The following is a 10638-nucleotide window of genomic DNA, read 5'->3' on the forward strand; positions in this document are numbered from 1 at the left end:
TCTTGTCCTCCTACCGCATTCAAGAAGCCGATCTCGATATTCCTGACGCCTGGCAGGACCAGAGCATCAACATCTTCAAGCTGCCCGCCGTCGGTGGCGCCCAGGAAGCCAGTTTTGTCATCAGCCGCGACGCGAGCCAGGGCGATGCCGCCTTTGCCGATTATGTCGCCGGGCAACTGCGCTCCGCCGAACAGCAACTGCCGGGTTTCAACCTGATCAAGCGCTGGGATTTCGACATGCACGGCCACGCCGCGGTGCTGTTGGACTACAGCTGGCAGCGCGAAAGCCGCGAGCTGATGCTGCGCCAGGTGTTCATTGAACGTAAGCCGGCGGTGCTGATCACCACCCTGACCACCACGGTCAATGATCTGGTGCATCACGAGCCAGCCTGGAAACAGGCCATGCAGAGCCTCAAACCCCAGCCTTCGGTGGCCTGATCCTCCAGGTCGAGTAACACAGCATGGATATGTTGGCAGCAGCCCGTCTGGGGGATGAAATCGCCCACGGTTTTGGCGTGGCGGCGATGGTGGCGGGGGCTGTTGTCGGGGCCCTGATTGGCGCCGCGGTGGTGGCGGCGACCGTGGCCACCGGTGGGGTGGCGATCGCCATCATCGCGGGTTCGGTCGCCGCGGGCGGCCTGTCGATGTTCCAGATCGCCAAGGGCCTGAGCACCCTCTTCAACCTGCCCGAACCCAGCACGGGGGTGCTGGTGGAGGGCAGCTTCAATGTTCGCATCAACCTGCGCAACGCCATGCGCGCGGGCCAGGACCATTCGTCCTCGTGCAGCGGCCTGCCGCTGAACCACCCGATCTGGCCGTTCCCGGTGCTGATCGCCGAGGGCAGCGCCAAGGTCACCATCAACGGCAAGCCGGCCGCACGCCTGCAAAGCAAGATGGTCTGCGGCGCTCATATCAAGACCGGCAGCGAAAACACCTTCATTGGCGGGCCCACGGTGCAGGTGGCGTTCGTCCTGGATATCGAAGGCTGGATGCACACCGGGCTGGAAGCGCTGGGGTTGGCGGCGCTCGGCGCCGGGCTGGTGGTGGCGGCCATGGCGGGAGTGGCGGCACTGGCCGGAGCCCTGGCAGTGGGCGCCGCGGTGTATGGCGGCATGGCCCTGCTGGGGGATCTGGGCGACCGCCTGGGGCCGGGCTATCGCGACCTGCTGCAAGGCGTCGCGGGCATGGCCCTGCTGGGATTGGGGCCGAAGCTGGCGGGCCGGAAGCCGGCGACAGCCACCACCGCCGAGTTGACCTCGCGGCGCGCCTACTTGAACGAGAAGTTCGGTCGCAGCGGCAACCTGAACCAGGACATCAACTACCGCGGCAATCGCGAGGTGGCGGCGAAGTTCTTCGAGTCCAAGGGGTACTCGAAAGTCGATGCCGAATCCTACATGAACGGCCTGGACTTCAATCATCCGGTGAGCGTGGAGACCCTGGCCCCTGGCAAGAACCTGTGGCAGTACCAGTCTCCCGGGGCGCCCCAGGGCAACTGGTATACTCTCAGCCCGCGGGTCCAGCCGACCGAGCTGGGGATCAACCCCATGGGTACCAACCGCGCCGCCAACACCATTGAACCCAAGGTTCTCAATTCCTATGGCACGACCCGCAAAGTCGAGGTTCTGCGCAGTACGGCGGCGGCGACCGATGACTTCTGGTCGGTCAAGGGGCAGTCCTACTCCGCCAAGGGCGGGGCGCAGCAGTTGTTTTCCAATGACAAAGGCGCTTTCGGAGCGCTCTCACCCGGTGGGCCATGAAACCAATCGACTACATTGACCGCGCCCTGGCGCTGGTGGCCAAACGAGCCCAGGCCCTGCCTGGCTACGAGGTCTTCGAATCCCTGGAACAGCAGTTGAAGTACGTGCGTGCGGTATTGCTGGACCGCAGCCTGGATCGCTCCGGGCTGCACCGGATCAGCATCGGCAGCATTGCCGTGAAGGAGTTCGACGAAACCGACCCCGAACTGGCACGGGCACTGAAGGAAGCCCACTACGTGGCGGTGCAGACGGGGCGCGGGCTGAAGGTCGATCTGCCCTGAGGTCTATGCCCTCATGTCCGCAGCGCGACCCAGGAGCGGCATGACGTTCCACGATCTGTTGGTCCGCCGTGAAGAGATGTTCTCGATGGGTATCGAAGAAGTCTCCGGTCGTCATTACGTCTCCTTCCCGGTCAGCCTCGGCGTGGTCGACTACGAGGAGTACTACGCCATCGATCGCGCGACCTTCGAGCGGTTCGAACAGGATCTGCCGGCCGCGCTGGAGTTCGTCACCCGCGCCAGGATCTGAGTGAGGTCAAAACCCTAACTGAGGTGTTTGTAAGTGACTGAGCAAGAATTGAAGGCCTATGTAGAAAAGGCGGATGCCGACACGGTACGTATTCGGGTCATTGACGCTTCGCTGGACGCGGCCCTGGTGGCTCTGGGGTTTGGCGCAACCTTCGAACCGGGGGTTTATGCCCTGGACGTAGCGGACGACGGGCGCAAGGCGCAGCTCTTCGATGCCTTGCGCACGCTCGGCGTGGCCTTTGCCGATGGCAAGGAATGGTGCCCGGCCGAGGTTTTTGAATACCTGCGTGACATGAACCTGCTCAGCGGCGCGTTCACCCGGGTTTCCTGGCGAGAGCCCGGGCGTTATCACCTGGTCGAGGTCTGATCGTTCGAGTCAGCAGACTGCCATTCGCCAGTGACGGGCTTATACGGGACCGAGATGAAATTCAACGATCTATTTGTCAGCCGCGAGGAAATGTTCTCGATGGGCATCGAAGAACTCAGCGGCCAGCACTACGTCTCCTTCCCGGTCAGCCTCGGCGTGGTCGACTACGAGGAGTACTACGCCATCGATCGCGCGACCTTCGAGCGGTTCGAACAGGACCTGCCGGCCGCGCTGGAGTTCGTCACCCGCGCCAGAAAGCGCGAGCTGGATCAGTTGCTGATCATCCAGCCGGGCAGCCATCGCGGCACGGCGATCTGACCGTCGTTGAGCCCGATGTACAGGCCTCTGCTCACTTGCCGAACGCGGCATTGATCTCCTTGAGGCTATGGCTGTAGTGCTTTTTCTTCGGATGGAAGTAGACCTCTTTCAGGCTCTTGGAGGTCAGCAGCGGGCTCATGTCGCCGTCTTTCAGGTCCCAGAATTGCAGTGAGCTCAGGCGCTCCATTGCCGGGGCGAACGACACCGAGTCGAGCTCGGAAATGAACACCTCCTCAAGGGTCTTGTTTTCCGACAGGAATCCGTAGTCCCGTAACTGGCTGCATTTTTCGACGTGCAGGGTCTTCAGGCTCTTGAGCGCGTTGATGGCGCTGATATCGAGCATCTTCGGGCTGTGCTGGATCTGAATCGATGCCAGCTCGTCCAGCGTCTCGAGGCCGGCCAGTCGCTCGATGTTGCCGCCGCTGATTCGCAGTTCCTGCAGTGCGCTGAGCTTCGAGAGAAACCCGCAATCCTGATTCTTCACCGCCACCAGCAGCAGGTGCTTGAGCCGGGGCAGTTCCAGGGGCTCCAGCGCTTCGTCGGCGCCGGTGATGTAGAGCGTCTCCAGGCTGGGCAGTCGCGAGAAGTCGATACGTTCCTTGAGGTAGGGGATCGACAGCAGCTTCAGCTGCGGCAACGCGTACAGCGGGCTCAAATCCACCTGCTTCAGGTCGAGGTCGTCCGACAGGTCCAGCGCTTGCACGCCGCTGTGCCCATTCAGCGCGCTCAGGTCCAGCGGCGCACCCTTGGCCGCTTTGGCAGAGCCCATGACCCGGAGGTTGGCGTAGCCCTTCTTGCTGGCGTACTCGACGCCTGCGGCGAACTGGTGGGCCGGTATTTCCAGGGCGTCTATGTCTTCGTTGTAGCTGAAATTCTTCATTACTTACCCCCACATGATCCGGATTTCTTGAACTTGTTGTCCAACTTCGTGGCCAATCTGTTCACCTTGCGCTGGGTCTTGGCGTCCGCAGCTTCGTAATACTTTTTGCCTGGCGAGTTGACATTCGGGCTGTTGGCGAACTTCGCCGAGTTGCGCGCGTTGTACTTCTGCATCAGGCGATGTTCCACCATGAAGCCCATCTTGCTGTCGCCGAAGTCCAGGTGGGCGAACTGCGTAGCATTGGCCTTGCCCTTGATGCGGGCAAGCATCGAGCTGTTCATGCGGGTCACCGGGCCTTTGCCGATGTAGGAGATCTTGCCGTTGGTGAAGATGTAGGTACCTGTCCAGCCGAGCGGATCAAAATACGTCAGCGGGTTGGGGCCGTAGGTGTAGAGGTTCAGGCCGCCTTCGAGCCCGATGGGGTCGGGGCTGATATAGCGGCCGATATCCGGGTCGTAGAAGCGGAACGTGTTGTAGTACAGCCCTGTCTCGCGGTCATGGTACTGACCTTGAAAACGCAGGTTCTGTTCCTCGAGGTAATAGGGTTCGCGCTCTTCTTCGGCAATGCTGCCCCAAACCCGGTAACGGGCCTGCCAGACGCTGTGCCCATCGACCTCCGTCAGCTGTTGCGGCAGGCCATTGAGGTCGTTGTGATAGTGCCGGACCTTCTGCAGGGCGCCCGTACCATCGATCCGGGCCAGCACTTCGAAGCCATCGTCGAGATACAGATAGAGGCTGGTGGTGCTGTTGCGCTGCTCTTGCAGCAAGCGCAGGCCATCCCAGGCGAAGCGGGTTTCGCCCAGTAGATAGCCTTGGGCGTCATGTTCGGTTTTCTGGATGCGGCGACCCAGGGGGTCGTAGCTCATCCTGACCGTTGTTTCCTGCTGGCCGGCCTGATTGCGCACCTCTATCAGGCGGTGTTCAGCGTCATAGCGCATGTGCTGTATCAGGTGGCCGGCGCTGCGTTTCTCGATCAGCCGGCCAAAGCCGTCATAACGCAAATGCTTGTCCTGAAACACGCGCTGCTGATTATGCAGGACCGATCCGGACGCGGCCGATTGGCCATCCAGCAGGTTGGCGGCAGCGTCGTAGGCAAAGGTTTCGGTCTGGCCCAGGATATTGTCCTGGCTGGCGATGATGCGTTCGCTTGCATCGTAGTGATACAGCTGGTGGTACCCGCCGCGTGGGCGCTGTTCGAGCCGGCCGATGAGATTGTCGGCAGGATCATACTCAAAGTGCTTGCGCACTGGCGCCGGCAGCGCCGCTGGCTGCTGGGCCGGACGTTGCAGGCGCGAGCGCAAGCGCCCGGCGCGATCATATTCGCTGAGGGTCGTGAGGTGGCCCTGGGTCCGCAGCACCTCGCGGTGCAGGCGGTCTCGCTCGAAGTCGCTGATCACCTGGCCGTCCACATTGATCTGGTGCAGGTGGCCGCTACCGTAGTACAGGCGGTTGATCCAGCGCTCATCAGGCAGCTGGCTCTGGCACAGGTTGCCCAGCTCGTCGTAGTGATGCTGCAAGCGCCCGGCCGCGCTCTGCTCTTCCAGCAGTTGGCCGAGGGCGTCATAGGTGAAGGACAGGGCTTGCGACTGCTGGTTCTGGCCGGTAAAGACCACGCGTGTCAGTTGATCCAATGGATCATGCTGATACTCAGTCAATCCATCGGCGGTGATCTTGGTGAGAATCCGCCCCACCGCATCGCGTTCCAGGCGATGGATGATTCTCGGCGGTTCCACGTTGCCCGCGGGGGCGGCCAGGTACTCCACGCCAACCACGTTATCAAGCAGGTCGTAGTGGTACTGCTGCACGCTGCCATTGAGGTCCTGCTGCCGGATCAGGCGATCCCCGGCATCCCAGGCAAATCGGTAGCTTTCAGCGTTTTCGTTGCTCAGCGCCTGAAGGCGGCCGTAGGCGTCGTGGCTGAATTGCACCCGGCGTCCATGGGCATCGATGCGTACCTGAAGCTGGCCCTGTCGATCGTACTGATAGTGGGTGGCGTGCCCGGCCGGATCGATGTAACCGGTCAGCTGGCCGCAGTGGTCACGCAGGAACTGCTCGACGCGGCCGTCCGCGAGCTGGTTGCGCAGCAAGCGCCCACGGGCGTCGTGCTGGTAGAGCGTCTGTTCGCCCGAGGCATCGGTAACGGCCTGCAGATAGCCGCGCAGGTCATAGCTGAAATGGGTCGGATAGCCGGAGCAATCGGTGAACCGCAGCAATTGCCCCAGGTCGTTCCATTGCAGACGCTTGGTCTTTGCGCTGGCATCGGTGATCTCGACTATCCGGCCCTGGCTGTCATAGCGATAGCGGGTGGCATGGCCCAGAGGGTCGGTTTCACTGATGCAATTGCCGCGCGGATCGTAGTCGTAGGTCCAGCTGTTGCCGGCGGCGTCGGTTTCGATTCGCGGTAGCGACCAATGCTCCAGCCAAAGGGTCGACTCCCGCCTGCCGAGGGGGTCGAGGGTTTCGCTGAGGTTGCCGGCTTCGTCGTAGCTGAGCTGGAACTGCCCGCCCTGAGGGTCCGTTGCGCCGAGTAGCTGGCGTTCGTCATTCCACTGGAATTGCCAGGTCTGCCCCAGGTTGTCGGTGTACCCGGTGATTTGATGCTGTTTGTCCCAATGCCGTGTGCTCTGGCGTTGCAGGCCGTCCTCGATCCGGGTGATACCCGCCTGCAAGTCATAGTCAAAACGGTACTCTTCACCGTCATCGGTCCAGTGCCGGACCACGCGCCATTCGAGGTCATCGATCTGCGCCCACTGATAGAAGCAGCGCAGTCCGCTGGGCAACTGGTGTTCCACCATGTGCCCGCCCTCATAGGCAAAGCGCCGCTGTACTTGCTGGCTGGCGTCCTCTACCTGTGCCAGGTCGCCATTGGCGTCATAAGCATAACGGGCGAGGATTTCCCGCTGCTGGTCCGGGTACAGGCGCTCTATCTGCTGGACCCGGCGGGGCCATTGCGCGCTGTAGATCAGTTCGACTTGAACCAGATCGAAGGTGTCGCGCAGGCGGATCAATAGCCCGGCCGGGTCATAGTCGAGATAAATGCGGTTGTCGTTGCGGTCGCCGAACTGGCTCAGGCGCAGCCGCGAACCCTGCACGGGATCGGGCTCGAAAAGCCGGTACAAGCCGTTGTTGCTTTCGATCAGCAACTGACCGTTGCTGTTGCGCCGGACACTCAGCCCCTCGCCTGGGCTGAAGGCTGCCCCGCCCAGGGCAATCGAGCCCATGTCGATGCGCCGGCCCTGCTCATCGAGGTACACCAGGTGTTCGCCGCCCTCGGGGTGATGCTCGATCAGTACGCTGATCTCGTAAGGCACACTCCAGCCGTTACCGAACAGCCCGTCGCGGCGCTGATCGAGGCTGTTGTAGAAGCGCTGCCAGTCGATGGGCAGCAGGCCCGGCAAGACGAAGTCCAGGTCCGCGGCGCCACCCAGGACCTTGGCCCCGGTCGCCGCATGCACCGGGTTCGGCGAGCCCACCACGGCGTTGGTCAGGGCCCCAACGGCCTGGCTGACCACAAACGAGTTGACCCCCGCCAGCAACATGCAGGGCAGGTTGGCCTTGAAGTTGCCCTTGCCGCCCTTGAGCATCATCAGCACGGTAATCGCCAGGCCTATTCCCGGGGTCTTGCCGCTGCGGATCTCACGCACCACCACCGAGCCACCGCCGATGGACACGTTGGACGACACCATGCCGGCCGCGACCACCTTGGCATCGCAGGTGCTGCGGTCGCCGCTGCGCACGGCCGGCTGGCCGTTGATGGAGACCTTTTCCGAGCCTTCGGCCAGAAACTGCGGCGGCATCGGCGGGTGCTTGGTGCACGTCACCAGGTCCAGCGGCTTGGGTTCTGCACCGGGAGCGGGGGTGGCGACAGTCGGACGCCACATCTGCGAGAAGAACCCCTTGGCCATGTCCAGGAAGCCGGGTTCCGCTTCCGCCGGCCCCGGTGACTCGCTGGCGGGCGCTTGGCTTTCCGGGGTGCCTGAGGGCGGGGCAGGGGGCGGGGCCGTACCGGCGGCCCGTGCGGCCGGAATGTTATTGGTCAGGGTGTCGGTGGAGCCGCTGAGGATGGTGGCCTGCACGGAGGGCGGAAACAGCGCGTCGCCTATCCAGTCGCACATCTTCGTCAGGCCTTTGTCGGCCCCGGTCTTGCTCATCGCCAGCCCGACGATCACCCCCACTACGGCGCCCAGCAGGCAGGCTCCGAGCCCGCCAGTGGCCACGGTAATGCCGGTCGCGGCCACCACGGCGGCAGTGGCCAACGCGGTAATCGCGATGTTGGCGGCGACCTCCAGCACACCGCTGAGGATGTCCGCCATCACCGAGCTGTGTTCGAGCCCGTCGCCCAGGCGTGCGGCCCACAGGAGCGCGTCAGACATGCCGGAGGCTCATCATCAAGGCGTGTCGAAGTTCAGGGACTGCCTGATGCTGGCCCAGTGCGCGGCGTCGCTATCGTTCAGCGGTTGCGCCTTGACGTAGCTGAGGGCAAGCATCTTGCGGGTGCCGGGCAGGACCAGGGCCAGTTGGTACTGGAAGACCTGCTCGGTGCCCTTGTTGAACTGGCTGCGCAGTTCCAGAGCGTCGACTTCCTGGGCGCTGCCCACGCGCACGGCCACGCTGGGCTGGTAGCGCAGCTCCTGGACCTGTTGTTCGAGTTTCTTGAGCTGGCTGTCGAAGTTGCTCTGCAGGGTCTCACCCTCGGCCAGCTGGCTGCGGCTGACGATCAGCGAAGTGCCCAGCTGCGGGAACTTGAGGATATTGATCGATGCGTCCAGCAGCTCGCTGGGCGGCAAGGCGAACTGAAATTCGTTGATGCGATAAGTCATGGCGCTGGGCTCTCGTTAGGGCTTGCCCTGGGGCTTGGGAAACATGGCGTCGACGCTGGCATCGATGCTGCCTTTGACGCCCTGGCCTTCAGGGGTCGCGCCGGCACCGCCGCCGTTGTTCAGGTGCAGCACGCCCCCGGTATTGAATTCGGCGTCGCCTGAGGCATAGAAGCTGATCTGCTTGCCGCTGAGGTTGATCTGGCCGCTGGCGTTCAACTCCAGCACGCTTTCGCCGCAGACCAGGCGCAGGTTCTCGCCGACCTCGATGATGTAGCTCTGGCTGATGCTGTCGGTCTTTTTGCCGCCGACCACCAGTACGTCGAGCTCCTTGACCGCGCGCAGGCGGGCGGAGCCGATGGTCACGGTCTCGTCGCGGCCAATACTCTTGACCCGGTCATTGCCCACCGAGTGGCTTTCATTGACCTCGACCACGATGTCCTGGTTGCGCTCGGCGTGGATGTACAGCTGCTCGGCGCCCTTTTTGTCTTCCATGCGGATTTCGTTGAAGTTGGCCGGGCTGCCGCCCTTGCTGGAGCGGCTCTTCATGCCGCTCTGGGTGGCGTTGGCCGGCAGGTCGTAGGGCACGGTCTGCTCGGCGTTGTACACCCGGCCGGTGATGATCGGGCGGTCGGGGTCGCCTTCCAGGAAGCTGACGATGACTTCCTGGCCGATGCGCGGGATCTGCATCGAGCCCCAGTTCTTCCCGGCCCAGGCCTGTGACACGCGAATCCAGCACGAGCTGTTTTCGTTGGACTGGTCGTGGCGGTCCCAGTGGAAGTGCACCTTGACCCGGCCGTACTGGTCGGTCCAGATCTCTTCCCCGGCCGGGCCCACCACTCGCGCGGTCTGCGGGCCCTGGACCATCGGCTTGTGGGTGCTGGCCAGGGGCCGGAAGCTCTGCTGGCCGTCGATGCAGATCAGGTGGCTTTCGAACTGCGCCGAGCCGCCGCCAGCGCCGCTCTCCAGGCTTTCCTGGACCAGGTAGTAGCGGATGCCGACGATCAGGTATTCACGGTTCTGGTCCTGGCGGCTGAAGCCGGTGAGGCTGAACAGGTTGCCCACCCCCAGGCCCCGCGCGTTGCCGCTGAGCTCGATGCGTTCGTGCAGGCTCTGCAGGGCCTCGATGCGGGTCTGTGCGTAGTGCTCGCCGTCGCTGCTCTGCACGTAGGTGCCGGGGTAGTCGTAGAGCGGGTAGTCGCCGGCGCTGTGCGGCCGGGGCATGGCCGAGCGCACGTCGATGCGTGCGCTGGGGCGCTGGAAGTCATAGTCGTTGAGTTCCAGCGAACCGGGCTGCACCTCCTGGGCCAGGTGCCAGTCGAACATATGGTCGCGCTCGCGCTGCTGCTCGTCCCGCGGGTAGTAGGGCACCGAGACGTAGCCGGGCACGCTGCTGTGGGCGCCGTAGGCGTCGGCCAGCACCAGCACGTGGCGGTCTTTCTCGTGGCGGAAGAAGTAGTAGATGCCTTCCTGTTCCATCAACCGGCTGACGAAGTCGAAGCTGGTCTCGCGGTACTGCACGCAGTATTCCCACTCCCGGTAGGGGCGGCTCAGGGCGTCTTCGAAATCGGAAAAGCCCAGGTCGCGGAACACCTGCTTGATGATCTGCGGGATGCTCAGGTTCTGGAAAATCCGGCAATCGGAGGTGCGGCTGAGCAGCCACAGCCAGGGCCGCAGCGTCACCTGGTAGCTGGCGAACTGGCCGCTGTCGATGTTCTGGCTGCAGCGCGCGACGATGCCGTGGAAGTGGCGCTGGCCACCGCCGTCCAGCTGCACGCTGAGGCCCATGGGCTTGCCCAGCAGATGGTTGAGGTCGATGTTGGCGTCGCTGGACGTCAGTTGCAGCTGGTAGTCGAACAGCCGCCCCAGCTCCTCGCCGCCGCCCAGGCTCTTGAGCAGCAGGACGTCCGGTCCCAGGGGGCAGTTGACCTGTGCCAGTCGTGTGGATTGCTGAAATAGCATCGTCAGTCTCG

The 10638-nt window shown here is 63.4% G+C and carries 10 protein-coding genes; 6 read left to right on the plus strand and 4 right to left on the minus strand.

Annotation, left to right across the window (positions count from 1 at the left end):
* Nucleotides 1-2: 2 nt before the first annotated feature.
* The 6 genes from LXM55_RS13270 to LXM55_RS13295 are packed head-to-tail and all read left to right on the plus strand — an operon-like array spanning nt 3 to nt 2968.
* The gene (locus LXM55_RS13270; protein WP_233320782.1) at nt 3-437 is read left to right on the plus strand and encodes a DcrB-related protein; all 435 of its coding nucleotides are present in this window, start codon (nt 3-5) and stop codon (nt 435-437) included.
* A gap of 23 nt (nt 438-460) precedes the next feature.
* Complete coding sequence (locus tag LXM55_RS13275) at nt 461-1756, plus strand: polymorphic toxin type 46 domain-containing protein (protein ID WP_233320783.1); 1296 nt, start codon at nt 461-463, stop codon at nt 1754-1756.
* Nucleotides 1753-2037 (plus strand): immunity protein Tsi6 family protein, encoded by a 285-nt coding sequence (locus LXM55_RS13280; RefSeq protein WP_233320784.1) that lies wholly within the window; start codon nt 1753-1755, stop codon nt 2035-2037. Before LXM55_RS13275 ends, LXM55_RS13280 begins: the two co-directional genes overlap by 4 nt.
* Nucleotides 2038-2077: 40 nt before the next feature.
* The gene (locus LXM55_RS13285; RefSeq protein ID WP_233320785.1) at nt 2078-2284 is read left to right on the plus strand and encodes a hypothetical protein; all 207 of its coding nucleotides are present in this window, start codon (nt 2078-2080) and stop codon (nt 2282-2284) included.
* Nucleotides 2285-2317: 33 nt separating this feature from the next.
* A complete protein-coding gene (locus tag LXM55_RS13290; RefSeq protein WP_233320786.1) occupies nt 2318-2650 on the plus strand; it encodes a hypothetical protein in 333 nt (110 codons plus the stop codon).
* A 54-nt stretch (nt 2651-2704) separates the two neighbouring features.
* The gene (locus tag LXM55_RS13295) at nt 2705-2968 is read left to right on the plus strand and encodes a hypothetical protein (RefSeq protein WP_233320787.1); all 264 of its coding nucleotides are present in this window, start codon (nt 2705-2707) and stop codon (nt 2966-2968) included.
* Between the two features lie 31 nt (nt 2969-2999).
* On the opposite strand, the gene LXM55_RS13300 is transcribed toward LXM55_RS13295, so the two are convergent.
* The 4 genes from LXM55_RS13300 to LXM55_RS13315 are packed head-to-tail and all read right to left on the minus strand — an operon-like array spanning nt 3000 to nt 10627.
* Nucleotides 3000-3848: a hypothetical protein gene (locus LXM55_RS13300; protein ID WP_233320788.1), complete on the minus strand. Its 849-nt coding sequence runs from the start codon at nt 3846-3848 to the stop codon at nt 3000-3002.
* Complete coding sequence (locus LXM55_RS13305; protein ID WP_233320789.1) at nt 3848-8221, minus strand: RHS repeat-associated core domain-containing protein; 4374 nt, start codon at nt 8219-8221, stop codon at nt 3848-3850. Before LXM55_RS13305 ends, LXM55_RS13300 begins: the two co-directional genes overlap by 1 nt.
* Nucleotides 8222-8236: 15 nt before the next feature.
* A complete protein-coding gene (locus tag LXM55_RS13310; RefSeq protein ID WP_233320790.1) occupies nt 8237-8668 on the minus strand; it encodes a DcrB-related protein in 432 nt (143 codons plus the stop codon).
* 15 nt (nt 8669-8683) lie between these two features.
* Nucleotides 8684-10627, minus strand: a complete 1944-nt coding sequence (locus tag LXM55_RS13315) for a type VI secretion system Vgr family protein (RefSeq protein WP_233320791.1) — start codon at nt 10625-10627, stop codon at nt 8684-8686.
* Nucleotides 10628-10638: the final 11 nt, after the last annotated feature.

The organism is Pseudomonas sp. Au-Pse12 (genome assembly GCF_021341665.1).
Classification (GTDB): Bacteria; Pseudomonadota; Gammaproteobacteria; order Pseudomonadales; family Pseudomonadaceae; genus Aquipseudomonas.

What these genes read in the sequence shown, in the direction of transcription:
- LXM55_RS13275 (WP_233320783.1), top strand. Translation starts at nt 461, where the DNA reads ATGGATATGTTGGCAGCAGCCCGTCTGGGGGATGAAATCGCCCACGGT.
- LXM55_RS13280 (WP_233320784.1), top strand. Translation starts at nt 1,753, where the DNA reads ATGAAACCAATCGACTACATTGACCGCGCCCTGGCGCTGGTGGCCAAA.
- LXM55_RS13285 (WP_233320785.1), top strand. Translation starts at nt 2,078, where the DNA reads ATGACGTTCCACGATCTGTTGGTCCGCCGTGAAGAGATGTTCTCGATG.
- LXM55_RS13295 (WP_233320787.1), top strand. Translation starts at nt 2,705, where the DNA reads ATGAAATTCAACGATCTATTTGTCAGCCGCGAGGAAATGTTCTCGATG.
- LXM55_RS13300 (WP_233320788.1), bottom strand. Translation starts at nt 3,848, where the DNA reads ATGAAGAATTTCAGCTACAACGAAGACATAGACGCCCTGGAAATACCG.
- LXM55_RS13305 (WP_233320789.1), bottom strand. Translation starts at nt 8,221, where the DNA reads ATGTCTGACGCGCTCCTGTGGGCCGCACGCCTGGGCGACGGGCTCGAA.
- LXM55_RS13310 (WP_233320790.1), bottom strand. Translation starts at nt 8,668, where the DNA reads ATGACTTATCGCATCAACGAATTTCAGTTCGCCTTGCCGCCCAGCGAG.
- LXM55_RS13315 (WP_233320791.1), bottom strand. Translation starts at nt 10,627, where the DNA reads ATGCTATTTCAGCAATCCACACGACTGGCACAGGTCAACTGCCCCCTG.